This is a genomic window from Selenomonas sputigena ATCC 35185, assembly GCF_000208405.1.
GTDB lineage: Bacteria > Bacillota > Negativicutes > Selenomonadales > Selenomonadaceae > Selenomonas > Selenomonas sputigena.
The window spans coordinates 51,437-76,889 of record NC_015437.1 but is presented as its reverse complement, the minus strand read 5'-3'; the positions used below and the strand labels follow the sequence as shown (position 1 = coordinate 76,889).

Here is a 25,453-nt window from a genome sequence, read left to right as displayed (position 1 = left end):
TTTAGGAGAAAATAGTAAAAAGCCGCTATTTTTCCTGCACGATGGAAAAACAGCGGTATTTCAACGGAAGAAGAGCATGATGAAACCGCCGATCGTCGGCATTCCAACGATAGCGGCTTTCAATAAAGGGCGTGGAGCGAGATGTGTGCATTTTGCTCCGACGAAAGCCCCAATCATCAGCCCAAAGAGTGTCTGCACGAAGATGGCGAGATCGAGCCGCCCGTTCATCATGTAGCCGAGCCCGCCCGCCGCCGAAATCGGCAGAATGACCATCATGCACGTGCCGATCGACTGCAGGAGCGGCACGCCGAAGACGCAGAGCAGCGTGAGCTGGATGAAGGCCGCCGCCCCGATGCCGAACGCGCCCGACAGAAAGCCGTTGACGAAACCGAGTGTCAGTCCGTAGACGACGAGCTTCCTGCCTGCAAGAAGCTCGCCGCGCACATGGAAGATGCGGTCGAGGAGATCGGCGCGATAGACCTTCATGTAGAGCGTGAATGCCGACAGGAGCAGCATCAGCGCCGTCAGAAAGCCAAGCTCCTCCGACGGCATCACGTTCGACACCTCCGCGCCCAAGAGTGCGCCGAGGACGCCGCCCGCGCCGAGCACCGCGCCCGTCTTGACGACGACCTCGCCCTCGCGGAAGTGGCTGACGGCGCCCGAGAGCATCGTGAAGAGCATCGAGGCGAGCGCGACGCCGAGCGCCGTATGGATCGGCACGCCGAAGCCGACGGTCAGGAGCGTGATGACGACGCCCGCGCCGCCCGCACCGACGAAGCCGATGAGCGCTCCCAAGATCAGCATCGAGAAGAAAATCATTTTTCTTCCTCCACATCCTCCGTCAGCGCGTGCTGCCCGAGCATCGTTGTCAGATTGTCGCGCGTGAAGCGATAGGCGCTCGAAGAGAAGTCCTGCGTCGCATCGTAATGGTTCGACTGCGCGTGCAAGATGCCGGCGACCGTGTCGTAGATCATGTCGTTCGTGAAGTACTGGCTCTCGTGACCCCTCAAGGCTGCCGCGACCGCAGGCTCCGCCGCCTGGCAGGCGGGAGACATGTAGACGAACATCGGGATGCGCACCATGTGGAAGTTGAATACGTCGGGATTGTGCGAAATCTCCAAGTCCTCGCCATGGTCGGAGAAATAGACCATCGCCTGCAGGTTCAGATTGTCGCGTGCGTACTCGAAGATGCGCCGCAAATTGTCGTCCGTGTAAAGGATGCTGTTCGCATACGACTCGGCATTCGTTCCCGCGCCGCCCGCCGCATTGACCCAGCGCTCGAACGAGGCGGGATAGCGGTTGTTGTAGTAGATGTGGCTGCCCATGATGTGCAGCACGATGAAGTTGTTCTTCGAGCCGTCGATTTCGGTCAGATACTGCAGAAGATTCTCGTCATATTTCTCCGTGAAGAGGTACGAATCATCGACCCACTCCGCACGGTCCGCCGTCTTCGCGACGAGCGTGATGGCGCTGTCGTACTGCCCGTAGCGCCCTTGATTGCTGAACCAGTACGTATTGTAGCCCGCTTTCTTCGCCACGTCGATGAGCGAAGTCGAGTCGTAGAATTCCTTGTCATTGTACTGGCTCTGCTCCGTCAGCGCGCGCTGCAAGACAGGCACCGTCTGCGACCAGCACGAATAGGCGTGGCGGAAGACGACGAAATCGGGATCTTCCATGCGTGCGGCGAGCCACGGCGTATCATCGTAGGGGAACGTCGGCGTGTACGCCTTCATGAACGTGCGCGACGCCGACTCGCCGATGACGACGATCACCGTGCCTGGCGCCTTGGCGGCAAGCGTGTCCTCGGGCGTATCGAGCTTGAGTCCGGCGAAGCGCTCGTCATAGTAGGCGCTGTACTCCTGCGTCTCGGCGACGTAGTCGGAGACCTCCTTCCAGCTCAGCGCGATCGACGTCTCCGGCAAGACAAAGAACGGGATGTAGACGCCGAGGACGCAGCCGAGCAGGAAGAGCGCCGCCCGCTTGCCCGCCGTCAGCGGATGCGCCGCCAGATGACGCGCTTGGCGCATGTTGCCGCGATAGCAGAGCCACAGGAATGCGAGAAAAGCGATGACGATACCAATCAGTGCGGGGATGCCGAGCATCGCCTCAAGAAAATCGACGCTCTCGTCGGGATTCGTCAGATAGAGCGCCATGAGCGACGCGGGCGTCAGGCAGTGCTGGTAAATCGAGAAGTAGACGATCTGCACGAAGGGAATCGCAAGGCACACGAAGTCGAGCGCGGCGAAGAGCGCGGCGACAGGGCGCGAGAGCTTTCCGTACGAAAATGCCAGCGACTGCCAAGAAGCGAGCAAGAGAAAGATTCCCGTGCCGCACAGAAAGTCGAGCCGTATGAGCGAGACGTACCACGGCGTAGCGTACGACCACGAGTAAAGCAGCGGGAACGTCACGCACCACAAGACGCCTGCGAAAAGATGCGGCGCGTGATTCAGCGAAAACAGCCGCTTTCGTGCGCCGTACTGGAAGAGCGCGAGCGCACCGATCACAGGCAGAAGCCACGGCAGATAATTGGCCGGCGTCATGTCCTCGCCGATATTGATGTAGAAAGAAACGAGCGCAAAATAAAAAACGAAAGCCGCTACAACATACCGCATGCCCTCGTTCTTCTCCTCTATGGAAAACCGCATGGAAAACCGCATCCTTTGTCTATGTTGTAATTTGGAAAAAGAGCCGCCGCACCGCATTGTCAAAGGTCGAAACGGACTCCCCCACGTTCTTCTAAGTATAAGGAAAGCCCCCGCTTTCGTCAAGAGGATTTTCCATGATGACGTTTTTTGCTATAATGGTAAAAGAGTCTTTTCTATCTACATGGATTTCCGCAGGAGACGCGTATGATTGACATAAAGAACCTTCGCAAACATTACGATGAAGCCCCAAGAGGTCAAGCCGCAGGCGCAGACCGATTGGCTAGGCTTCTGTAAGGGCGATGCAATTTTGTCCACAAAGTGGACGTTTTTGCGTATAGTTTACGATGATAGATGATAAATGAAAGAAAGGATGGTACTATCATGACGACTCTCCAAATCAACGTAGACGATGCCGTCAAGGAAAATGCCGATCGGCTGTTCTTCAGCCTCGGCCTTGATACGTCCACGGCCATACAGATCTTCCTCAAAGCCGCCATCGCACATGAGGGAATCCCCTTCCCCATCGCACACCCGCATACCGGACTCCCTGCGGATCTGAAAGAAGCCGTCGAGGACAGCCGCCAACGCCGCAACTTGCACGGTCCCTTCGATTCAGCCGACGAAGCCGTAGCATCCATGCTGGAGGATTAGCATGTACGAGATCGTCTATACGAATCGCATGAAAAGAGATGTCCGCCGCGCGAAAAAGCGAGGCAAAGACATCTCCAAACTCATCAAGACATTACAGTTACTGCAAAAAGGCTCTGACATACCGGAGCAGTATCGAGATCATGCACTTGGCGGAAATCTGAAGGACTTCCGCGAATGTCACATCGAACCGGATTGGCTGCTGATATACCAAATTCATGAGGACATGCTCATTCTTTTAGCAACCGCCACAGGAACACATGCTGATTTATTCGGCGAATAAACTGCTTTCCTAGCCACTTTTTTCAGGCCATATGCTCTCGTCAATTATTTCACCATTTCCACGCGGTCGATCCTCGTGCCGTCGGGCAGGAAGCATTCGACCACGAGCTGCGCGTCTTTCGCTTCCAATACGAGATAATTGTCCGTCTCGGGCTGCGGCGCGACTACCTCATCGAGCGCATGATCGACCCAGAGATTCGGATAGCGCACATCGCCCGCGACGCCCGTCAAGATGTAGGTGGGGCCTTTCGGCGAACGGCGGAATGCCTCGATATGACCGCGATTGTGATAGGTGTGCAGGTGCGCCGTCAATACGAGGTCGATGCCGAGCGCGTCGAAGACAGGCATGAAGACCTCACCGAAGTAGGAAAATCCCTCCTTTCGCTCGGGGCGGTCATGGATGCGATACTGCAGCACATCCTTGTGCAGGAGCGCGATCTTCCACCGCTTGCGGCTCTTCTCCATATCCTTGGGCAGCCACGCGAGCTGCTCTTCCAAAAGCCCCTGCTTGAAATCCGCCACCTCGTCCATCTGCGAATTGAGCACAGCGAAATGGCAAGTCCCGTAATCAAACGAATAATAATAGCGCGAGAACGCCTCACTGCCGTTGTCCGGCACAGCGAACTCCTGCAAGTACGCTTCGGGCAGGCGCACTTGCCAATTCCTGTCGTACGTCTCATGATTGCCCATGACGGGCGCAAAGGGAATCTGCTCGATCATGGGCGCGACCGCCGAGAGCCATGCATCCCACTGTGTATGATCTTCGCCGTTATCGACGAGATCTCCCATGTTGACGAAGAAGCCTGCATCCCGATTGCGCTGCCATGCTCCCTGCGCGACGTCTCGCCAGACCGAATAATCGCTCGACTGCGAATCGGGGAAGATCAGCGCCTTGAAGTTATCGCTCTCCGCCGGCGTCGTCAAAGGCCGCCACTCGCTCGCCTCCTCGCCGTTCACCAGCCGATACTCGTAGCGCCGTCCCGGCATCAGCCCCTCAATACCCGCCGCATGCAGCACCGCCGCGCGTCCATCGTCCGTGAAATCCTCGTTCGTCGCCGCCGCGCGCTGCACCAGGGTCGTCTCCACCTCGCGCCACTCGACCGCCGCCGCACTCTCCGCCGCCTCCGACTGCCACATGATCGTGCGCGAGACGGAAGAATCGCGCGTGATGATCTGCCGGACGAAGTCCGCCTCGATCTTTCGAGGATTCGCCATCTTGTCGAGCCGCTTCGCCGCCTGTCCGAAGACATCGAACCTCTGCGCCAAAAAGCCGCCGCCCGCAAGAACCGCCGCACCGCCCGCAAGCTTGAGGAATGTGCGGCGGTTGAATTGATGTTCCGTTGCCATGTCCCGCTCCTTAAAACGTCGATGCACTTTTTTAAATCGTCACCGATAAATTCATTTCCTCATCTTCCTACATTCGCACTGTCATTATCGAAAAATCGCAACAACGCATCCATCTGCACATTTTATTTGCCCAGACTTCCCACATGCACTCCTCCGGAGCGAGAATTTCCCCTTCCAGTACCGCACAGCAGCTTCACCACTCGATCCACATCGGTCATGGGGTTCTGCTCTGATGTTTTCTTCCCTTCATGGTATTCACGTAACTGTTCGGCATGGTAAATCGCCTCGTTCATCCTTTCTCGTAATAGTCCGAAGATGTCCTTGTTCTTTTGATAATCAGGAATATGCTGTTTCAATCTGTCGATGACCCCATTGCTAGAATTATACGGTGACTTGCCATCTTCAAAATGCAAGACGAACCAAACCTCAAAACATGGATTGGATAAGATTACCTCTATATTTTGCCTCTTGGCATAGTGAAGTGCCTCCTGGATTTGATTGCCTTGCGTTCGCCAAAGATCGGCATCAAAGACAGCAAAGGCCAGATCATCGTGTCGAAAATTTCTTTTCTTATCACGGCTCTTCTTTACGTCTTCCACTATCCCCACAGCATCCGTGGAATTGCCTGAAGAAAATTTGACGATGAACTGATTCTGTATTTGATTGAAGTTTTTAAAATAACTTTCTTCAGTCTTATTCCTTCCTTCTGTCCCAATCAATACCATGCGCTTTACCGGAAGCGTCCTTTCCCCTCGCTGTCTTTGTGCACTGCGCCTCACCATATTGTGTCCTCCAATGAAATAATAGGGATCGCTCCATATCGTCCTTGGAGATAACTTTCCTGAACATTATCTTCTCGTACAGGTGCAGGAGAGAACTCATCCAGAGAATACAGCGTAGATATGCCTGTGGAATTCTCTTTCTCCACAAAATAGATTTGATCTCGACGGAACAAATCTAAGTTGAACAGACTGATGTCGTGCGTACTAAAAATGAGTTGAGCATTTGTTTGATTGAGTTCCTTGTCATAAAACATTTTTATGATTGCCTGCAGCAGAAGCGGATGCAAGCCTGCAGAAAGCTCATCAACGATGATTGTTTTTTCCGATTCCATCGCCCGCTTGATCAATGCGGCTCCAAAAAACATCTGCTCTGTTCCAGAAGATTCTTCTTGTAAAGGCAAATCAAAATACTGGTTTCCAGCTTTTGTTCTTATCGCATGCCTCGCCGTAATCCTATATCTTTTCCCTCCGTCCTCCAACATCTGTCTTTGAAGCGATTCTGCGGCCACATCAGACATACCGCTCTGCCTAAACTCCGCTAGCGTCCAAGGTACATCCTCAAAGGTGTAATCCGAAATGTTGAAATCAGAATCTTTTAACGTCTTCATAAGAAAATCTCTCAGTGATTGATCTGCCTCTTCGATAATATTAAGCCCTTCCGAGCGAATGCGCTCAAAATTATATACATCAATCGCCTCTGCAAACCACATATACGGCTCTTTCGTTTCCGCGCAATTCCACGAGGTCGCCGTTGCAAGGAACAATTTATTGGCCGTATTTTTTTCTGCATATTCATTGAACCTTTTCTCATCGTCTTCGGGAAAAGAATATTGATTCATACCTTTTCGCTCAAATATCTTTGTCGCCTCCGACGATTCGTATGCATACAAATATTCTTCCATAATCCTGTATTTATCGGCCGAAAAGCCATATTGATACTTCTTCCCCTTATAGACAAAAATGAAATCAAACCGTGTTGGCTGCGTATGCATTTCTTCATCAAACAGAAACGGAACAACATCCGGCAAAGTATTATTGATTCCCCGCAAATCCGAGTAGCGGATGAGCTTGATTGCCACAGCCATCGCAATCAATATATTGCTTTTCCCTGCTGCATTCGCTCCATATATTGCAGCAACGGGTATCAAGCGCTCTGCGCCAACGCTGCATAACCATTCTGTATGTTCATCATCATTTTCGTTCGCCAGCATGCTCAATACAACTTCATCTTTGATGGATCGAAAATTAGATACACTAAACTGTAATAACACTCTATCCCTCCCCTTATTAACTCGAACTTCGCAGACTAATAATCTACTGTAATCTTTGAAATGTCCATCTCTTTGGAAAATAAAATAGCATGAACGACATCCACTTAGTATAATTCTACTATGAAGCCCCAAGAAGTCAAGCCGCAGGCGCAGACCGATTGGCTAGGCTTCTGTAAGGGCGGCGCACTTTTGTCCACAAAGTGGACATTTTTGCGTATAGTACGAGATCGTCTATACGAATCGTATGAAAAGAGATGTCCGCCGCGAGAAAAAACGAGGCAAAGACATCTCCAAACTCATCAAGACATTACAGTTACTGCAAAAATGCTCTGCCATGCCGGAGCAGTATCGAGATCATACACTTGGCGGAAATATGAAGGACTTCCGCGAACCGTCAACACGAGGTCGACGCCGAGCGCATCGAAGACGGGCATGAACGCCTCGCCTATGTCGGAAAATCCCTCCGTGCGTTCGAGGCGCTGATAGACCCTTCACCCCTTGCCCGCCGACCTCTTCATGCCGCGAAGCGCCATCTTAGCCCAAAAGAAGAAAGCAGGCGAATCTCCATAAGCATAGAGATGATCGGTAAAAATCAAGAAAAGCTCCTCCATCGTATGCGGCCGATAACTATACGGGCTCAAGGTCTCTGTATACGTCTCCATCTTTTTCGTACCATAAGCGGAAAAGAACTTCTTCACATCCGCAGTATTATCAAGCAGCATCTGCAGATACCGCCGCGCCGCCTCCTCTTTCCCCAGCTTGTAAGAAAGAAGCGCCATGGACAACGGAAGGCGCGTCTCCTCCGCCCCATGATACTTTTTGAAGATCTTCTGCGCCGCTTTTTCCTCCTCAAGATACGCATAAATATGAATGAGCGTATAGCGAATACCGAGATTGTCCCTCGAACAAAGGCGAAGCATCGACTCGCACTCCTTAGCGGCAAGGCGCATCTTGCGATTCACCAGCAAGGTTTCCACATACGCATGACAAACCCGCATATACGGGCGCGTTCCTACAATGAGCCAGAAGTCGCCGATGGCCTCCTTGCCAAAATCCCCTTGCTCACGCAGCTGCTTCTCAGCCTTTTGCTGCAATTCAAAAAGAAGCATCTCTTCCTCGTACGGATTCTTGGCCGTCATCTCGATTTCCGCCAATGCCGCATCCACATGATCGGGTTCAATCTCGCGCGCCTTCCGGATCCACTTCAGACGCTCCCTCCGACTCTTTGCCTCCTGCGCACGATCCAAAAACACATCCGCCGACTCCTCTTCCGCCATCGACGCGAGAAGCGGCGAGCCTTCATTCATCAGCTTCACATACTCCTGCAGCAACGCATCCATCTCGTCATCCGTCGGCTGCTCATGTCCCGACTGTGTCAAAAACCTCTGAAACCCCTCGTAGAACCTCTCACTATTGCTCTTCGCCACTGTCATCGCCTCCGTTTCTTCCTATAGGCCAACCTGCCTCCTTTTTGATCCTTTGCAAAATTCCCTTTTCTCCTGACAAATACGCGGCTCATCTTCATTGACAGTACCATCTATGACTATCGCTATCGATACGTCTCTCCTGCTATAAGATGTCTTCATTTTCCTGCATGGACCGTACAAGCTTTGCTGCAGCCCTATTTTCAACATCTTCCTGTTAGTTTCCGCACGGTGTTCCAACATGTTCCATCTACACACTGATGCAGATCCGGCATCATTCGAACCTTGTAGCATATGCTTTATCATACTATAATTGGAGCATTCGCATTTATTCGTGATACTGTGATGTGTAGAGTACACTCTAGATATACAGTTTTAGCAAAATAATTTGCTAGAATTTACTCTTGTATCATATTGGGCAATATATCTATCTAGAAGTGTCGATAATTCTCTTATGCTTTGTTTTAGTCTTTCTGAAGTGTTTTCATCGCTCAATAATTCACTTGAAGAATGTGTCAAGGGATTGGCATATCTTAAAGCCTGAGCCTTATCAATGATATTATATGCACTATCATCAAACTCTTCATAGAACTCACATAGTCGCTTTTTCTTATAAAACTTGCGATATTTAGGTTTATTCTCACCTTTTGGATTGCGAAGAAACGCTAGGTCTGCTGTCACTCGATCAAAATAACTTTTATAGTAAGCGAATGATGTCATAAAATTTCCTTTTTTATATTCACATAAATACATAAAATATAAATAATATGCAATTTGATCTTGAACCAGTGCTGTTATAAGCCTCCAATTCTCTCCCTTTCGCAAATCGGCAATAAAGCTCTTTCTGCAATAGTTCTCATAATACTGAAAAAGATGTGGGTGTCGGCGATTGAGCACATGCAATAAATCGCCATGCCGAAACCGACGCTGTACTAGATAAGAGATTGTAATAGTTGTATCATACGCATTCCAAGTATCATTTTTATCCTTCTTAAATAGCTGTGCCAAAAATGCCTTTATTACTTTCTCTTCCCTTGTCTTTAGAATCATTGATGTTAAGCGTTTTGGATCGAGAGTAATAAATGCTATATTCTTTTTAATCAAACGCATAATTTTATCCACAATAAATGGATTCCGCCACATTAGATTATTTCTGCTTTCGTATATTACAGAATTGAAAATTTCATCCGGAGTAACCTCCATATCATTTAAGCTAAAATATTTATCTATTATTTCATTGTACCGTTCTGTATCAAGGCTATCATTCGATAACTCCTCTAGCAATGCATCCAAAAAACTCCCTATTTCACTTACAAAAGTATTTTTTATACGCCATTTCTCCTCTTGAAAGCTTCTATCATAAAGCGATTTTTTCAACTCGCCCTTAAGTTTTGTCGTTTCTTTCAAACAACACTTTTTCATATTGAGTGCCAAACCTTTCCCCTTTAAGATAGAAGAGTATTCATTTTTAATTATATTATACGTTTCATGTAACTCTTCGAAAGCACTTTCTGATGAAAATAAGATATACATATCATCTACATATCGAACCATACGAAAGCTACAGATGCACTTCACTTTAGTCGAAATATATTTATAAAGTGCAGCATCAATATCATCAAGATAAACAATTGTCGATAAAAAAGACGAGGCTACACTATTTTCAATAAGCGGAAACTGTCCATTTCCGCAATAATTAAGAATTTCCTTAAAAAGAGTCAGTTGCATTTGAGAAAATGCTATTTTCTCACGATTGCATATTGCGTCAACATGGGAGATTAGCTTATTTATTTTTATATTAGAAAAGAAATTCGCAATATCTGTTTTAATGAAATATTTATATTCTTTAGCATAAATATTCAATATTTTAAAAAATCTATCATAAGACGGTTTGTAACTAGCACACATATTCTTATCCTCATAACTCCCTGCATAATAAACAGAAATTTCTGAAGAACGTTGTGAGCTATATTGATCATGAATCACCTTTCCTATTCCTTGTAAAAGTAAATATAGCAAAGGGCTAACTAAAAAAGACTCCCTAAAACTTCCATCTGTTTTCTGCAAGAAATTTTCTGTTTGATACATAGTTTTCGAATACAAAAATACTGCTGGATTTTGAATATATTTCCTATAAAACTTTTCACTACATATATATTTTTTATCTTGATAAGGAAGCTCACCAAAGGGAAACCACTGCAAATAAGCTTTACATGTATTCTGTTTTAAATTAAAGCACATCTCACATACACTTTTCCAATCGGTATAGCTGATATCAAACATCAAGTTACCTCCCCCACAAATTAACGCCAGCTTTACTCCAGTCACACGATTGTACAATGTGCATCGCCATAACACCGACTGTCAGTATTATTAAATTTTACACATATATAAGATTTTCCTAAGATAGTTCATTGACTGAGTGTCACTATGAATATAGATTTGACTATTGACCTGTTCGATATAAAATACTCGTTGTAGCATTCAATCTGTTCGGGTTAATCATCCATCAAATTGAGTAATCTCTCTGCCTCTCCTTTATTGAATGTTTGTTCTTCTTTTTCTTTAAGTGCTACTCTCGCTTCTGCATAACTCCTTCTGTCTGTGCCAGGATATTTTTTATTCACCTGTGCTACTACTCTCGTAAGATCATCTCTCCTCGATCGCACTTCTTCATCAGATAACATATCAAAATCAGTAATAAAAGCAACATAACATTCGCGTATCTCCCAAAGTTCATTTGCAGCCTCTGTATGTTGTTTAATTTGATTCGGCAAATCAAAATTTAGCATATAAAGATTCAAACACAAAGATAAAAAAGAACAAGCTCCGCCTAACATTCCTCCTATTTCGGTAACACAAGAGCTCCCTTTAATCAAAGCTGTTAAAAATCCGCACGAAGCACTTGCTGTTAGAGCAATCTGTGCTATTTTGAATTCTTCGTATCTGCTTTGGAGTCGATTTACAATTTTCCAATGTGCTGTATAGGTGTATACAATTCTCGCTGCAGCTTCAATAATCTTTTGCCTAACAATATGCCTATGTACATTATACGTCATATTCATTCCACCATTTCCCCTCAATATCTTTCTAAGAACATCCCCGTCCTCAATCTTTCTCTATCGGCAAATCACCACTCTCTAGGGGTGTATCAAGAGTTTTGTGTAAACGATTTTTCAGTATGCCGTATCATAGCGGAAGATTACAAGTTTAATTGTCGCATCGTTCTGCAAAAAGCAGTTTGTAAAAATCGAGCGTCAATTCCAGCTGATAGAACTCGCTGCCCGCTCGCTCCTTCACGAGGTACAAAAAAGCGACGCAGGAAACCATGGAAAACTTCTTTCCTGTTCCCGCGTCCGCCTCAATCGGAATATGCTTCTCCGCTGGTGCATGTTCGATCTGATACTAAGGACTGCAGTTATATTTCTCGCTGATTTTATTCAACAGGGCAAACCGATAAGCCCGCGCCTGCTTTTTCAGCGACCTCTGTGACGCATCAATCCCCTCCACGAAAATGCGGTCAGGTCAGCACCTTGTCGTTTCTTTAGACGCCATAGACAAGGTGCAATGTCACAATACAGCGAACAAAACACTATGCACCCCATCATCTATTATTAGGCGAAATCGGTGCCGGAGGAGGAGGTTTCACATTCCCTGGCGTTAGATGCACACTAGGCTGATTCGTAGATGAGATCTGGACTCCACGAATCTGATCAAATTGACTATCTTGATTTTTTTGAATCTGCCTACCTTCTGTAAGGATGACATCTTTATCGTTCATATGGATTCTCCTTCAAATAAATTCAATGATCACATCTTCCATCTTTTTAGGAATATAAACAACTGGAACCTGATACAATTTCATTCCTTGCTCATTATATATCACCGTCTCTTCCAAGACAATCCCATCCCGTTCTGTCGGATCAGACGTAGACGCCAACCGTCCCTGATAGATTCGGTTATGTTCAATATCTCTCACACGAACCCACACAGGATTATAACATGCAAGACAATTTACCCATGCATCCACCTCAGGAAACTTATCTGAAACTCGTAATACGGATGCGGCCTTAAATAACAGTCTGCGATTTATTATTTTTGTAATACAAAGCCCTAAGACAACAGAAAACATCGTGGCAATGAAAACTTCATAAAAATTTATGGTTGCATCATAGTTCACCAGAAGTGACAAAAACTTTGAAAAAGAATTTCCACCATAAACGACAGCATGAACTTCACATAGAAGTGTCCACGGAAAATAACTTGCAAAACCTAAAAGAAATGAATAGATTACCCAATGATGAAGTTTCGTCTCTTTATGTATCGTTAAATTATCAATAATAATAAAAGCAATTATCCCTGGAAGGAACAATAACATTAATCGAAATGTATATTCAGATAATTCCATTTAAGCCCCCCCTATGAAGTAGCTCAAAATTCCTGCATGTTGCACTTATCAACAAAAACTGGACACAAAAATTCCAAAAATAGTCATGGAAACCTGTATGTCAGACAAATCTTATCGAAGTGTTAGACAACCGTTGAAGACCGAGATTTTTATACTGGTTTGGATGTCTACGGAATCTATTCACAATGACCGTTTATCAAGTGTCGGCTCTTCCGCACTTGGGCGCGAAGCGTTACCTATACTGATTTGGAGTAAGGTATCCAAGGGCGTATGCGGGACGCTCTTCGTTGAAGAATCGAATATATTCGGTGACCTGCCCAGGGACATCGTCTGCAGATGTGATATGCAGATCCGTAAACAACTCGGCCTTTACCCATCCGTTGATGGCTTCCATGGCGGCATTGTCCGTTGGCGTGCTGGCTCTGGACATGGATCTAGTGATGTTATACATGGGCAGGAGTTCGTTGTAGCTCTTGGAAGCATATACAGAGCCTCGGTCACTATGAAGAACAAGCTCCTGCTTTGGATATTGCTTCTTGAACTCGATGACATCCTGCAAACCATTGAGATAGGTCATACGATCGCCGCGCTTGGACGAAAACGAATGTGCAATCAGCTCATCATTCCATAAATCCATATCTTCTGTTCCGATGGACTTTCAATGCTCTTCTTCCAATTCTAGAAACTACTGCGTACTCCTCTTCTCTTTATTTCTATAAACCAACTCCATTTTCCTGCATATACCGTACCATTCCGTCACCCTCCCCACACGATCTTATCCTCCGCATCGATATCCTCGCCCGTCTGGATCTCCATCACCTTCAGTAGCGTCTCCGCGCGTATCGTATGGAAAGCCCCCCTCGGAATCCGCACCGTCTGTCCCTCGGCGACGGCGAATTCATTGCCATCGAGTTTCACCCAACCGCGGCCTTCAATCACCGTCCACGTTTCATCGCGGCGCTCGTGCAAATGATAGGTGAGCGCTCGCCCCGGACTCAGCGTGATCTTGATGGTCAGGCTCTCCGTCTCCGCATCGACGATCTGAAACTCGCCCCATGACTTTTCCGTATACATCACCGGCGTATGAAGCCGCTCTGCATAGGGCTTCATTGCGCTGGATCGCTCCTTGTCCGAAACGATGATACCTTCCGGGCTCGCTGCCACCACAACATCCTTCACCCCCATGCAAAGGATGGGTATCGGCAATGTATTCACGACATGAGCATTCCTGCAAGTCTCGTCCATCGTGACGCGACCGATCGTATGCTCCGGCATCACCTCGGCGAGCGTATTCCATGTGCCTATATCAAGCCAAGTGCCACTGTAACGCTGAACTGCAATATTTTTCTCTTTCTCAACTACAGCATAATCAAAGCTGATCTTGGAAAGCTCTTCATAGCGATTAAACAAATCCTCGTAGTCTGTATAATCCAGCAACTCACGAGCCTTATCAAGCGCATAGCCAAGCTTGAACGCGAATACGCCGCTGTTCCACAACGCGCCCTGCTCAATGTATTCTGCAGCTTTCTCCTTATCCGGCTTCTCTTTGAACGACTGCACCATACTCTGCGATTCCTGCGAAACAGGCATGATATAGCCATACTTCTCGCTCGGATACGTCGGCTCGATCCCCATCAAAATGAGATTCGCAGAACCTTCCCTCTCAGCTTCCTGAAGCAACTGCACAACGGCACGAAAATATCCCTCATCGACATAAGGATCAGCAGGACAAATCGCCACAGCCTCATCGAGAGGAATACCGCGCACCTCATGCAAATAGGCAGAAACCAAGGCAATCGCCGGAAACGTATCGCGCCGGCATGGCTCCACCGAGATGTTCACGCCAGAACCAAGTTGGCGGCGAATCAACGAGACTTGTTCCCGCCCCGTTGCAACGGTAATCGGCACATCGGACGCAACACTTTGCACCTGACGGCAGACACGCTGAATCATCGATTCCAGCGTCCCATCTTCGCGTCTCAAGATGCGGAGAAATTGCTTAGAGTAAAGATCATTGGAAAGCGGCCACAAGCGTTTGCCCGCTCCGCCGGACAGTAAAACGATTTGCATCTCATCACTCCATTTTACCATTAGCACGAGTCAATCAACTACGCCATCCATTCAACCTCATCTGTCAGGACTTTTGCAGATATGCCCCCAATAATAACGTTTCCTCTCGTAAATTTTTTGGCAATCAGACTACCCGCTGCAACAATCGTCTTGTCCGCAATAACGCTTCCTTTTAGGATCGTACACCTACAGCCAATCCAAACATGTTTTCCAATATGTATTTCTGCAGGAGGATTGATAATTTCATCATTTTTGATGACATGGTGAAAATCTGTGTCCATAATCAAGTTATCCCATGAAATCAATGTACCCTCACCAAAGGATATTTTTCTTTGACAAACGATCGCTGTTTCAGCGGTTATATCTACTCCCGCAGAAAAAACAAGCGTTCCTTTTTCCCCTACAGAGATTCTTGTCCCATGCCCAAGCCTTACTTCTCCCTGAAATTCAATCTCTCCCTTAACTTCCCAGATGCTTCTTGAATATCTTGCATCAAAAATTCCAACATGCCCGAACCCCATTTGAACCATGCGTGTTCGAATTGGCGCAGATATCTGTATACACCCCTGCAATTACGAAGCAGCACACGATGAGATACGAAAACGGGCAAATGCAAGGCATCCCATAAAGAAAAATATCTTAAGTTAAAATATATCGTCTTGGGTAAGCCTAATATATAAAGAAATATCAAGCGCCACTTCATTTTCTTACAAATAAGCATAGTCATCCGTCCAACTTTTCACTATACTGTATCATTATTCATCGCAAGAGCAATATTGACAATACAAACATTACATTCCAGCAACCTTACATCAACAAATCCCAAGACATAGGAGTCCCACGCTTTACATCACGATTGATACGCTTGCCAAGAATCATCCCATTATACTTCGGCGAAAGCCCGTGTCCCGGTCTGATACGTCTTACGTTTTCCTCTGTTATAGCATCACCGGCCTTCATGTCTTCCACAATATAGAGACTGCGCCTGAATCGAAGCGATTTCTTCTCCTGCTCTGCTATCTCATAGCGCACTTCCCCCATGGCAAGAGCAGCAGCCCGACATTCTCGAACAAGCTGCGCCATCTCATCCGGCTCCAGAGAAAACGCCGCATCTACGCCACCATCAGCACGCGACAGCGTGAAGTGCTTTTCTATAACACTTGCCCCCAGTGCAATACTGGCTACAGCGACGCCAATGCCAAGCGTATGATCGGACAAGCCAACCCCACAGTTAAAAAGTTCCCTCATATGAGGAATCGTTCGGAGATTCGTTCCTTCTGCCGAAGCCGGATAGCTGCTCGTACATTTAAGCAATGTCAGATCTCTGCAGCCATTCTCACGCGCTACTCGAACGAGATCTTCAAGTTCCGAAACCGTCGTCATACCCGTTGACGCGATCATCGGCTTCCCCGTCCGGGCGACCTTACGAATAAGTGGAAGATCCACATTCTCAAAGGATGCAATCTTATAGCATGGCACATCAAGCTCTTCTAGAAAATCAACTGAAGAATCATCAAACGGGGTGCTGAACCCCATAATTCCATGTTCTCTACAACGATCAAAAATCGTTTTGTGCCATTCCCACGGAGTATGAGCCTTTTCATAAAGGCGATAAAGCGACTCGCCCTTCCAAAGACTCTCTTGATCTGCAATAAAGAATTCACCTGCAGCAATATCAAGCGTCATCGTATCCGCCGTATACGTTTGAATCTTAACCGCATCCACCCCTGCTGCCGCAGCAGCATCGACGATTGCAAGCGCACGCTCAAGAGACTGGTTATGATTGCCCGACATCTCTGCTATGATAAAAGGCATTCCTTCCTTGCTCCACATATCCATCCTCCTAGCGAATGATGCGTCCCACTGAAAACGCTTCAGCAAATTCGATACCTACTGCATAGCCACGATAGCGTGCTAGAATTTCCACCGCTCTATAGGAGCGCGGATGAGGATAGTCACGCATCTCTGATGCATAAAGTTCGAGCGCTTTTATTTTCTGTGCAAACGTATTGCTTATATCTACATAAAGTGCAGGGAGGAACGCCTTATCACTCGTCTGCATCTGCCATTCCGTACTCGATGGCGTCTCAAAAAAACAAAGCTCCTTAACATTCTTTCCTGGCAGCGAGCGACAAGCCGTAACAACAGCGTTATGCGTTTGTACATGATCAATATTTACATCACCTGCATGATGTGTATAAACGATTTCAGGATGAAAATCTTCAATTTCTTTCTCAATTACCTTGACAATATCCAAGAGTTCAACACAATCCATGCGGTTGTCCGGGAAGTTTGCAAGCTGTATGCTTTCTGCTCCCAGCGCATGTGCAACGCTTTGCGCATTTTTATGCAAAGCATCCAGTCCTTTTTGAAAGCTCTCAACATCACGCTGGTCTGCACGGCTTGTCAGCCCTTCCGCCATAAGGAGAATCCTAACCGTATCCCCCACCTGTGCATGGCGAATAATCGTACCGCCTACACCAAGAACCTCATCGTCCGGATGAGCTGCAACAACAAGAACACGCTTAGACATCTTCTTCCTCCCATATCGTAATCTTAACGTCTGCCAAAACACATCCATCCTTTAAGGATGCACGCGAAAATTCCATTCGTAAATGATTCATCTGAAGAAATGCCGGCGGGTAGCCATCTGCATCAAGCATACGAATGTAGTCAAACACCTGTGAAAGGTCCTCGAGATTTCCTATATTGCCATCTGCAGGAGTCCGACGCTTAAAAGCAAGTCCCTCTCCCATCTGTGCATGAGGTACAGGATTCTTTTGCACCAGTTCTATTATCATCTCTTTTGTAATCTCTCCGGCACGCAAATAGATTTCCTCCGCACTACCCCAAAGAGAAAGAGGGCGTTTTATATAAACAGGACCTGCATCAAGCTCCTTAACACAGCGAAGCGCCGTAATCTTTGTTTCGTAAATGCCGCGCACAATAAGATTTTGCAGAGGACTTCCACCACGCCCAAAGGGCAAATCTGTCATATGGAAAATCACGCAGCGAAAGTTTTCGTAAACTTCTGCAGGGATAATATAAGACCAGTGAGGAAAGAACACCCAGCTAGGAGAAAGTGCTGTCATTTTTTCCTGCGATACATCATCTCGCTGCTCCAAATAGGTTACTTTTATACCTGTCCGAGTTTCAATCTCAGGCACAAATCGACGATTCCATGCCCTATTAGAAACAATGACCATATGCATAACTTCAACCCCTATAACAAATCCTCTTTTTCACGACTAATCTTTAGATAGTAGCGATACCCCATCCACTCAAAAAATGCTGGATACCGGTCATTATCTACAACACGAAAAAGATTTATTTGTTCGCGAATCGTTCGATCTAAATCAAGACGACTATCTTTTGCTCTCCGCCGCGGATAAAAACTTTCTTCTCCAACTTGTTTTCTGGCTGTTCGTAGAATGTCCGGATAATCTTGAACAAATGCAGTGCAAAGTGCATGGGTTGTTTCTCCTTGAACTCTGCGCAACTCATCAATCAATTCAGTCCCATCAAAACACATCTTTTTCTGCAAATAAATCTTTCCTGCATCGACATGTTCATCTGCTTCGAAAAGTGTAATTGTTATCTGTGACTTTCCTTCAAGAATCTGCCACGTCAATGGGGACCATCCTTTCCCCTGTGGCAAATCACTTTCATGAACCACAAGATTATGGCGATTTAAGCATAACCATTCCTTTTTTATAATTTCTTGATAACTTAGCAAAAATACAAAATCGTAGGAATTCTCCGTATCGAAATCATATCGGCAAACAACAGTATGACCCATACTACGCAAATCTCGCTCAAGCCTTTCAATATACGGTTTAATCCATGATTGTTCATCTGTGACAATAGCAATTTTATACATTTTCATCCGTTCCCTTTAGACTGCAGCAAATATACAAATGAAGATTCATACGAAACTAGAAACTAATCGCGTTCCTTATCCAAGCAGATCAGAGACAAGGATAAACCTCTTCCCAAACCACATGAAATTCAAAACAACATTTATCGTTCCATGGCCCTCCAACATTCTAATTGACAATTATGCTGAAATCGGCTAAGTGAATTCACATTTAGGAACTCCTGCACGGCTCTTATAATATCCCTATCGGTTACTTTATCCCATCTTCCCAGAGAATAAATAAGCCCTGCCTCTGCACAGTCCCGACAAATTTCAAACTGATTCTCGGCAATAGCCGTAACAATGGTAGGCAACCCTAGAAAACACCGTTCCCATGTCGTTGTGCCCCCGGCACCGAGACAAAGGTCGGCCTTTGCCATAAGTTCTGCCATATTCTCCACTTGGCAATGATAGCGAAGAAAATCATGTTGCCTGCAAAGTCTCTCAATCTGTTCGCGCCTCGGATTGCTTCCGCCGACAACCACATCCACAGCCACAGACGAAAGCTGGAGCTGAACAAGCGCACGAATCGCTTTTTCCGTTTCCTGCGTTCGATCACTGCCGCCATAGAACACAAGGATGCGGCGCAAACTTCCATCCCGCGGCACAAGTCTTGCCTTCACTTCATAGAATTCCTGCCGCAAAAGCGCGTAGCGTGGACCAAGCAAAAGTTTACATTTCTCGGGGACAAGATCGTCGTAGCGATGCTGCAAGTCGCGATAGAAATTCTGATCGAGCAAGAAATCGCAATCGTGCCTGCGGTTTGCCAAATCGTCAATCACGAAGATCTCACTTGCCAAAGGGCGCATCTTCTGCTCCCATGAAGCATCCAAAGCATAGCTGTCCACCACAAGACGCGACACGGGCCGGATGGCACGGAGGACTTCCGCCGTTTCTTCGGCATCCAGTTCCGGCACCACCGTAAGCCATGCCTCATATCCCATAAGGCTTCGTTCAGGTGTATGGTGAGGCAGGATATGTAATGCAAAGCCCCTCTCCTCAACAAGATGATTGAGATTTCCTGCCAGATCGCGACAAATAAAATGAACATCCGCTCCATCAAAGCACATTCTCTCCGCCAGAGTCAGACAACGCATCAAGTGACCGCTCCCGATCAGCTCCGACGAATCCACTCGAACAGCGACTGTGCAGCCCATTCCTTCCTCACCTGCCAATATACACGTCGAAAAATTATCCTAAAACGATCTTCAGGGGCTGCCCTTCCATATACCTCTCCGGATGACCGCTCTTCAATGCCTCACGATAGACCTTCATCGCATCTTCAAAGACATTCAGAGTGAAATCCAGATCTTCCTGCGTATGTGAGTAGCACGGGAAGATATGCCACCCCAGAAGCACGCCGCGCTTCACGCTTTCCTGCATGAAGATCGAATTGTATAGCCAATCCTTCCTGCCTTCATAATCCGTGTACTCAAGATTCAATCGGCAAGGATAGCCTGAAAGATCAATGGGGACGTCAAGCTCCTTTGCAAGACGTCGGAAGTTATCTTGGAGATACTTCCCCTTCTCCCAAATTGCCTTCGTCACTTCTCCTGATTCCAAAGCCTTCATTACGGCAATACCCGCCGCAAGGGAGAGGCACTCTCCGCCAAACGTCGTCGAGATAAAAATGCTCTTATCCACTTCTTCCATGATGTCTTTGCGTCCTGCAACGATGGAGAGCGGCATACCGTTTGCCGCCGCCTTGCCAAACGTCGAAAGATCCGGCGTTACCCCGAAGTACGCTTGCGCTCCACCAATAGAGAAACGGAAACCATTGACCACCTCATCGAAAATAAGGAGTGCGCCGTTTCTATGGCACAATTCCTTCAGTCGCTTAAGGAACCCTTCTTTCGGAGGCTCTATCTCAACGGCTTCCGTGATGACCGCTGCAATCTCCCCCTTATACGTTTCAAAATATTCTTCCACTTTCGCTAAATCGTTATAGTCGAATTTATGAACGAACTGACGAACCTCCGGCAAGATTCCGCCCTGGCGAACACTTTCTGCCGCCGTCGTCCATTCATGCCAGCCGTGATATTCGCCGCGAACGATATGTTTTCTCCCCGTATAACAGCGTGCAATCCGCACAGCAGCCTCAGTCGCAGAAGATCCAGTCTTGAGGAAGCGTACCTTCCCCGCGCTCGGGATATGTTTCACGCAAAGTTTTGCATATTCGACTTCCTCCGGCGCGACAAGCGAATACCCCATGCCTCTCTGAAGCTGAGCGCGCACCGCATCATCGACAGCTTTATACTGATATCCGAGAATGATTGGCCCCAAGCCCATATCGTAATCAATATACTCATTGCCATCCAGATCCCAGACATGCGCCCCCTTGCCATGATCGATATAGATAGGGGACACTCCTTTGATGTGCGTTTCCGGCCCTTTACTGTAAAGCTGGCATCCGGAAAGAATTGTATCCTGTGCGGTCTGCCACAGTTCTTCCGACTTTTCCAAGCTTCTCTTGTTGATTTCCATCGAAATATTCCTCCCCACACTCCAAACCACTCATCACATTATATCATATACACAATTATTCCGATTGCGCGGCTTCCTCCGCCAATGATTTTTGCAGTCCTTCATTGCGAGTAATGCCGCGATTTATCTCAAGAAGATCTTTATGCTCCTTCAAGAGGGATATCATATCTTCCATGGTAAAATCATTTTTCAGCGGAAAAAGATGTTCATAGACAGCTTCAATAAATGTAAAGTCACGCATTTCATCCACTGTCCAGCGCAAATCCCCATAATCCGCTTGAGAATCCACTGTGCCTATACGGAAAATCTCCAGGTGCTTTCTGAAGTAAAGCGTCACGTGCTCACGCTCCGACAAAAGCGTCGCCTCGCGCTGTGCCCGTTCTAATGCGGCAAAAGTCATCACCTCGGTATCCAAACCATCGGGAAAGCGCTCTGTCATATGGGTATAATCGTTTTGTTCCGCAATATGGCGTGCGATCACGGTATCCACAAGCCGCCAATCAATCACGGGGCAATCCCCCGTAATCCGCACGACATGATCCGCACCGTATTTTCTCGCGCAACGATAATAGCGATCCAACACATCAGTCAAATCGCCGCGATAAACTTCCACGCCTCCCGTCGTGACGACCGTGCAAAGCTCGTCGTCACTTGCATCCGTACTCGTCGCAAGAACGATCTTATCAATCTTTTGGCTACGGGAAAGACGCTGTATTTCCTGCACGATCATCGGCTTCCCCGCAAGCGGCAAAAGCACCTTCCCCGGCAAACGAGTGGATGATGTACGCGCTTGAATGATAGAAAGAATCATCTATTTATCCTTTCTTGCTGTGACAGACACAAAAAGCAACACGCTTATACAAAGAAAATAACTCATTCATTCACGAAGTTCATACTATATGCAAACAATATTATAGGAATCCTTCTGCAATATATCAGATTGCAAGTCCCCCTCACCATAAGCTTGGAACTACGACTTCGCGCGGAACATTCTCAAAACTTCTTCTAAACTGCTTGCGGCAGCTTGAAAACTCTTCTCCCCGTTTCAATATTTTCACATTTTCCCGCAGCTGCTCGACTGTATCTACGCCAAAAATGACACCGTCGATCTGCGGATGCGAAAGCACATAGAGCATCGCCGCTTCCGTATTCATATAGCCTTCTTTTCGTGCAATATCTTGAAACTTTGAAACAAAAACGCCGCTCCCGCTCACAGAAGCCTCCGCCTCTTGCGGAGACATGAGCAGGAGACCTTGCAAGAACGCACTGCGTGCATAAACGCGCTTGCCGTTCTTTGCCGCCTGCAAAAAAAATCCACAAGCGTCCAATCGCTGATCCAATACATTATAGGGAATTTGAATCACATCGACCAAAGGATGCAGCGCTGCCTCCATCGCCTCTTCCGGTTCATAGATACTCACGCCGATGGTTTTCGTCAATCCCAGCGCTTTTGCCTTGCTCAAACCGGCCATAATACCGCTCTTTTGAAGATCGCCCGCACGATGCAGCATATAGCAGAATATTTTTTTCGCACGCAGCGATTGCAAGGATTCATGCAGCTCCGAAAGAACCGCCTCCTCACGATTAGCCGTATTGGGATGGAGTTTGGAAACAATGTGCGCACCTTTTTCAGCCAATCCGAAGCGCCCCAGCAGCTCCTCTGCCGTACCGTAAGCTCGTGCCGTATCGAAAGCCGTAATTCCCGCCGCAAGCGCCGCATCCAAGACGGAAAAGGCCTCCTCATCCGTCGGTTGGCGGCCAAGCTCATTTTTTACACCATATTTCATCCCAAGCTGCACTGTACCAAGACAGAGTTTTGCCGTCAAATCCTGCATCAAGAATCGCCTTTCCTCTCAGAGCTTATGGATTATCGCAAAATTTCCTGCAGGCAGTTGACAATATGCTCCTGCTCGGCATCCGTCAAGCTGCAATAGAGCGGGAGTGTGAACGCTTCCTCATAGTACTTTTCACTGTGAGGAAAATCGCCTTGTCGAAACCCCAATTTTTCATAATAAGGCTGCCTATGCACGGGAATGTAGTGGAGATTCAATGCGATTCCCCGCTCTTTCATCTCAACAAATATTTGCTGTTTTAATTTTTTTATCTGCCTGCAATTCATGCGAACAATGTAAATATGCCATGAGGGATTCGTCCCGTCCATGACATACGGCGTCACGAACGGCAATCCCTTCAGCAACGCATCATATTGTTGAGCCAGCGTCCGCCGGCGCTCAACAAAATCATCCAAACGCTCCATCTGGCTGCACCCGAGAGCCGCTTGGATATCCGTCATGCGATAATTATAGCCGAGAAAGATTTGCTGATAATACCATGCCCCATCCGCTGCATGCGTCATCTTATCCGGATCACGCGTAATGCCGTGGCTTCGATAAAGCACGAGTTTCTCATAAAGCTCTTTGTTATTTGTCAGCACCATACCGCCTTCACCGGTCGTAATGATCTTTACAGGATGGAAACTGAACACCGTCATATCCGAAAATCTGCAACTGCCGACCTTCGCATCAAGATAATCCGCTCCCACGGCATGAGAAGCATCTTCCAACAGAATAAAGCCATATTCCTCAGCCAGTTGCCGCATGGCTCGCATATCACAAGACTGTCCTGCCAAATGCACCGGAACGACAATCTTCGGCAGTCGCCCTTTTTGCTTTGCCTGCTGCAGTTTTTCCTCCAGCGCTGGAACACTCATATTGTAAGTCTTTTCATCAATATCGACAAAGTCTACATCCGCACCGCAATAGCGCGCGCAATTTGCTGACGCAACAAAGGTGATCGGACTTGTCCACAGAAGGTCGCCCTCACCAAGACCTGCAGCAAGGCATGCGATATGAAGTGCCGACGTTGCATTCGTCACAGCTACGGCATATTTTGCCCCGCAATATGCCGCCACTTGATTTTCAAAACGCTCAATGGCAGGTCCCTGTGTCAAGAAATCTGAACGCAGAACATCTTCTACTGCCTGTATGTCTGATTCGTTCACATCTTGTTTTCCATAATATATCATGGGTTCATCTCCCGAAGTTCCTGTACGGTCAGGAAATGCGGATTATTGCCGGAATTATAGTCAAAACCATCCGGTACCAGACGACCAGTTTCTCCCAGTGCATTCGTCGTATAATCCACGGTTTGCTCCTGCGTTGACGGCATGATGACAAAATGATCCGCAAACTCCAACGTTTCATAATACAAATCAGATGGGCACATAACTTCATGAAGCTTCTCTCCCGGCCGGATCCCAATTACCTTCGTCGGAAGCCCCGGCGCAATCGCCTCGGCAAGATCCGTGATTCGCATCGACGGGATCTTCGGAATAAAGATTTCGCCGCCCTTCATGCGGGCAAAACTTTTGAGAACAAACTCTACGCCATCCTCCAAGCAAAGCCAGAAACGGGTCATCCTCGGATCAGTAATCGGCAGCTCCTTTGCCCCTTCATGCACAAGACGCTTGAAAAACGGCACGACGGAGCCTCGACTGCCAACAACGTTGCCATAACGAACCACAGAAAAGCGCGTTTCTTTTGCCCCAACAAAGTTATTTGCAGCCGTGAAGAGCTTGTCCGAGCAGAGTTTCGTTGCACCGTAGAGGTTGATCGGATTCGCCGCTTTATCCGTTGAGAGCGCAATGACCTTCTTGACCCCTGCATGGAGTGCCGCATCAATGACGTTCTGTGCGCCGTTCACATTCGTCTTGATGCACTCCATAGGATTGTATTCCGCCGCCGGCACCTGCTTCAATGCAGCCGCATGTACGACGAAATGAACACCTTCCATCGCATATTTCAATCGCTCTCCATCGCGTACATCACCGATGAAGTAACGCATGCAGGACGCATTAAAACTTTGCTGCATCTCAAACTGTTTGAGCTCATCGCGAGAGTACACAATAATTTTATTCGGTTGATATTGGGCAAGCAATATCTTAATAAATGTCTTCCCAAATGAGCCTGTACCGCCTGTAACAAGTATATTTTTCCCGTTGAACAAGCCAACTTCCTCCTTTGATTTCCCCATCCCTCTTTCCCAAGAGAAACATCATACTAGACACTTATGAATAGAATATCACAAGCACATTAAATCTACAACTCTTCTCCACATTTTCATGTAAGGATTACATACAACTCTTCGTAAGGCAAGCATTTTTCCGTATGGTTTATT

General features: G+C 47.2%; 25 protein-coding genes. 3 read left to right on the top strand and 22 right to left on the bottom strand.

Translation table 11 applies throughout. From position 1 onward, the window contains the following. Positions 1-60: 60 nt before the first annotated feature. Both SELSP_RS00355 and SELSP_RS00350 read right to left on the bottom strand, forming a co-directional pair. The gene (locus SELSP_RS00355) at positions 61-819 is read right to left on the bottom strand and encodes a sulfite exporter TauE/SafE family protein (protein ID WP_006192706.1); all 759 of its coding nucleotides are present in this window, start codon (positions 817-819) and stop codon (positions 61-63) included. Then, positions 816-2,645: a phosphoethanolamine transferase gene (locus SELSP_RS00350; protein WP_013740484.1), complete on the bottom strand. Its 1,830-nt coding sequence runs from the start codon at positions 2,643-2,645 to the stop codon at positions 816-818. The genes SELSP_RS00355 and SELSP_RS00350 overlap by 4 nt, the downstream gene beginning before the upstream one ends. A gap of 381 nt (positions 2,646-3,026) precedes the next feature. Between SELSP_RS00350 and SELSP_RS00345 the strand changes: the two genes are divergently transcribed. After that, positions 3,027-3,296, top strand: a complete 270-nt coding sequence (locus tag SELSP_RS00345; protein ID WP_013740483.1) for a type II toxin-antitoxin system RelB/DinJ family antitoxin — start codon at positions 3,027-3,029, stop codon at positions 3,294-3,296. 1 nt (position 3,297) lies between these two features. After that, entirely contained in the window at positions 3,298-3,576 is a 279-nt protein-coding gene (locus SELSP_RS00340) for a type II toxin-antitoxin system YafQ family toxin (RefSeq protein WP_006192702.1), read from the top strand. Positions 3,577-3,620: 44 nt separating this feature from the next. Here SELSP_RS00340 and SELSP_RS00335 read toward each other — a convergent pair whose 3' ends face one another. From SELSP_RS00335 to SELSP_RS00325, 3 genes are all read right to left on the bottom strand, one after another. Next, a complete protein-coding gene (locus tag SELSP_RS00335; protein WP_006192701.1) occupies positions 3,621-4,922 on the bottom strand; it encodes a metallophosphoesterase family protein in 1,302 nt (433 codons plus the stop codon). Positions 4,923-5,044: 122 nt separating this feature from the next. Next, entirely contained in the window at positions 5,045-5,647 is a 603-nt protein-coding gene (locus tag SELSP_RS00330; RefSeq protein ID WP_232362355.1) for an RloB family protein, read from the bottom strand. Positions 5,648-5,697: 50 nt separating this feature from the next. Then, complete coding sequence (locus SELSP_RS00325; protein WP_013740482.1) at positions 5,698-6,975, bottom strand: AAA family ATPase; 1,278 nt, start codon at positions 6,973-6,975, stop codon at positions 5,698-5,700. A gap of 226 nt (positions 6,976-7,201) precedes the next feature. On the opposite strand from SELSP_RS00325, the gene SELSP_RS11800 reads away from it, so the two are divergent. Then, the gene (locus tag SELSP_RS11800) at positions 7,202-7,411 is read left to right on the top strand and encodes a type II toxin-antitoxin system RelE/ParE family toxin (RefSeq protein ID WP_268741245.1); all 210 of its coding nucleotides are present in this window, start codon (positions 7,202-7,204) and stop codon (positions 7,409-7,411) included. Between the two features lie 55 nt (positions 7,412-7,466). Here the strand turns inward: SELSP_RS11800 and SELSP_RS00320 are convergent, their stop codons facing one another. From SELSP_RS00320 to pseB, 17 genes are all read right to left on the bottom strand, one after another. After that, positions 7,467-8,408, bottom strand: coding sequence for a hypothetical protein (locus tag SELSP_RS00320; RefSeq protein WP_006192697.1), 942 nt, complete (start codon positions 8,406-8,408; stop codon positions 7,467-7,469). A 366-nt stretch (positions 8,409-8,774) separates the two neighbouring features. After that, on the bottom strand, positions 8,775-10,682 hold the full coding sequence (locus SELSP_RS00315) for an AbiA family abortive infection protein (RefSeq protein WP_013740480.1): 1,908 nt from the start codon (positions 10,680-10,682) through the stop codon (positions 8,775-8,777). 215 nt (positions 10,683-10,897) lie between these two features. After that, positions 10,898-11,458, bottom strand: coding sequence for an SLATT domain-containing protein (locus SELSP_RS12125; protein ID WP_013740479.1), 561 nt, complete (start codon positions 11,456-11,458; stop codon positions 10,898-10,900). Positions 11,459-12,192: 734 nt separating this feature from the next. Next, on the bottom strand, positions 12,193-12,807 hold the full coding sequence (locus SELSP_RS00305) for a DUF6338 family protein (protein WP_013740478.1): 615 nt from the start codon (positions 12,805-12,807) through the stop codon (positions 12,193-12,195). 232 nt (positions 12,808-13,039) lie between these two features. After that, positions 13,040-13,444 (bottom strand): integrase core domain-containing protein, encoded by a 405-nt coding sequence (locus SELSP_RS00300; protein ID WP_006192692.1) that lies wholly within the window; start codon positions 13,442-13,444, stop codon positions 13,040-13,042. Positions 13,445-13,563: 119 nt separating this feature from the next. Next, positions 13,564-14,877, bottom strand: a complete 1,314-nt coding sequence (locus tag SELSP_RS00295; RefSeq protein WP_013740477.1) for a sugar phosphate nucleotidyltransferase — start codon at positions 14,875-14,877, stop codon at positions 13,564-13,566. A gap of 38 nt (positions 14,878-14,915) precedes the next feature. Next, positions 14,916-15,398 (bottom strand): acyltransferase, encoded by a 483-nt coding sequence (locus tag SELSP_RS12365; protein WP_169304913.1) that lies wholly within the window; start codon positions 15,396-15,398, stop codon positions 14,916-14,918. 286 nt (positions 15,399-15,684) lie between these two features. After that, positions 15,685-16,710, bottom strand: a complete 1,026-nt coding sequence (gene pseI, locus SELSP_RS00285; RefSeq protein ID WP_013740476.1) for a pseudaminic acid synthase — start codon at positions 16,708-16,710, stop codon at positions 15,685-15,687. A gap of 10 nt (positions 16,711-16,720) precedes the next feature. Next, complete coding sequence (locus SELSP_RS00280) at positions 16,721-17,410, bottom strand: PIG-L deacetylase family protein (RefSeq protein WP_006192688.1); 690 nt, start codon at positions 17,408-17,410, stop codon at positions 16,721-16,723. Next, positions 17,403-18,089, bottom strand: a complete 687-nt coding sequence (locus SELSP_RS00275) for a hypothetical protein (protein ID WP_006192687.1) — start codon at positions 18,087-18,089, stop codon at positions 17,403-17,405. Before SELSP_RS00275 ends, SELSP_RS00280 begins: the two co-directional genes overlap by 8 nt. Positions 18,090-18,100: 11 nt before the next feature. Further along, a complete protein-coding gene (locus SELSP_RS11790; RefSeq protein WP_013740475.1) occupies positions 18,101-18,757 on the bottom strand; it encodes a formyltransferase family protein in 657 nt (218 codons plus the stop codon). Positions 18,758-18,897: 140 nt separating this feature from the next. After that, positions 18,898-19,926, bottom strand: a complete 1,029-nt coding sequence (gene pseG / locus SELSP_RS00270; RefSeq protein ID WP_232362353.1) for a UDP-2,4-diacetamido-2,4,6-trideoxy-beta-L-altropyranose hydrolase — start codon at positions 19,924-19,926, stop codon at positions 18,898-18,900. A gap of 58 nt (positions 19,927-19,984) precedes the next feature. Beyond that, positions 19,985-21,277 carry an aspartate aminotransferase family protein gene (locus SELSP_RS00265; RefSeq protein ID WP_006192684.1) on the bottom strand — a complete coding sequence of 431 codons (1,293 nt, stop codon included), beginning with the start codon at positions 21,275-21,277 and terminating at the stop codon, positions 19,985-19,987. Between the two features lie 55 nt (positions 21,278-21,332). Beyond that, on the bottom strand, positions 21,333-22,088 hold the full coding sequence (locus SELSP_RS00260) for a cytidylyltransferase domain-containing protein (RefSeq protein WP_006192683.1): 756 nt from the start codon (positions 22,086-22,088) through the stop codon (positions 21,333-21,335). Positions 22,089-22,230: 142 nt separating this feature from the next. Next, positions 22,231-23,112 (bottom strand): aldo/keto reductase, encoded by an 882-nt coding sequence (locus SELSP_RS00255; RefSeq protein WP_006192682.1) that lies wholly within the window; start codon positions 23,110-23,112, stop codon positions 22,231-22,233. A 32-nt stretch (positions 23,113-23,144) separates the two neighbouring features. Beyond that, on the bottom strand, positions 23,145-24,302 hold the full coding sequence (pseC, locus tag SELSP_RS00250; RefSeq protein WP_006192681.1) for a UDP-4-amino-4,6-dideoxy-N-acetyl-beta-L-altrosamine transaminase: 1,158 nt from the start codon (positions 24,300-24,302) through the stop codon (positions 23,145-23,147). Beyond that, the gene (pseB, locus tag SELSP_RS00245; protein ID WP_013740473.1) at positions 24,299-25,282 is read right to left on the bottom strand and encodes a UDP-N-acetylglucosamine 4,6-dehydratase (inverting); all 984 of its coding nucleotides are present in this window, start codon (positions 25,280-25,282) and stop codon (positions 24,299-24,301) included. The genes pseC and pseB overlap by 4 nt, the downstream gene beginning before the upstream one ends. Positions 25,283-25,453: the final 171 nt, after the last annotated feature.

Coding starts and splice junctions, on each gene's coding strand:
- SELSP_RS00355 (WP_006192706.1), bottom strand. CDS start 819: ATGATTTTCTTCTCGATGCTGATCTTGGGAGCGCTCATCGGCTTCGTC.
- SELSP_RS00350 (WP_013740484.1), bottom strand. CDS start 2,645: ATGCGGTTTTCCATAGAGGAGAAGAACGAGGGCATGCGGTATGTTGTA.
- SELSP_RS00345 (WP_013740483.1), top strand. CDS start 3,027: ATGACGACTCTCCAAATCAACGTAGACGATGCCGTCAAGGAAAATGCC.
- SELSP_RS00340 (WP_006192702.1), top strand. CDS start 3,298: ATGTACGAGATCGTCTATACGAATCGCATGAAAAGAGATGTCCGCCGC.
- SELSP_RS00335 (WP_006192701.1), bottom strand. CDS start 4,922: ATGGCAACGGAACATCAATTCAACCGCCGCACATTCCTCAAGCTTGCG.
- SELSP_RS00330 (WP_232362355.1), bottom strand. CDS start 5,647: ATGGTATTGATTGGGACAGAAGGAAGGAATAAGACTGAAGAAAGTTAT.
- SELSP_RS00320 (WP_006192697.1), bottom strand. CDS start 8,408: ATGACAGTGGCGAAGAGCAATAGTGAGAGGTTCTACGAGGGGTTTCAG.
- SELSP_RS00315 (WP_013740480.1), bottom strand. CDS start 10,682: ATGTTTGATATCAGCTATACCGATTGGAAAAGTGTATGTGAGATGTGC.
- SELSP_RS12125 (WP_013740479.1), bottom strand. CDS start 11,458: ATGACGTATAATGTACATAGGCATATTGTTAGGCAAAAGATTATTGAA.
- SELSP_RS00305 (WP_013740478.1), bottom strand. CDS start 12,807: ATGGAATTATCTGAATATACATTTCGATTAATGTTATTGTTCCTTCCA.
- SELSP_RS00300 (WP_006192692.1), bottom strand. CDS start 13,444: ATGGATTTATGGAATGATGAGCTGATTGCACATTCGTTTTCGTCCAAG.
- SELSP_RS00295 (WP_013740477.1), bottom strand. CDS start 14,877: ATGCAAATCGTTTTACTGTCCGGCGGAGCGGGCAAACGCTTGTGGCCG.
- SELSP_RS12365 (WP_169304913.1), bottom strand. CDS start 15,398: ATGGGGTTCGGGCATGTTGGAATTTTTGATGCAAGATATTCAAGAAGC.
- pseI (WP_013740476.1), bottom strand. CDS start 16,710: ATGTGGAGCAAGGAAGGAATGCCTTTTATCATAGCAGAGATGTCGGGC.
- SELSP_RS00280 (WP_006192688.1), bottom strand. CDS start 17,410: ATGTCTAAGCGTGTTCTTGTTGTTGCAGCTCATCCGGACGATGAGGTT.
- SELSP_RS00275 (WP_006192687.1), bottom strand. CDS start 18,089: ATGCATATGGTCATTGTTTCTAATAGGGCATGGAATCGTCGATTTGTG.
- SELSP_RS11790 (WP_013740475.1), bottom strand. CDS start 18,757: ATGTATAAAATTGCTATTGTCACAGATGAACAATCATGGATTAAACCG.
- SELSP_RS00265 (WP_006192684.1), bottom strand. CDS start 21,277: ATGGAAATCAACAAGAGAAGCTTGGAAAAGTCGGAAGAACTGTGGCAG.
- SELSP_RS00260 (WP_006192683.1), bottom strand. CDS start 22,088: ATGATTCTTTCTATCATTCAAGCGCGTACATCATCCACTCGTTTGCCG.
- SELSP_RS00255 (WP_006192682.1), bottom strand. CDS start 23,112: ATGCAGGATTTGACGGCAAAACTCTGTCTTGGTACAGTGCAGCTTGGG.
- pseC (WP_006192681.1), bottom strand. CDS start 24,302: ATGATATATTATGGAAAACAAGATGTGAACGAATCAGACATACAGGCA.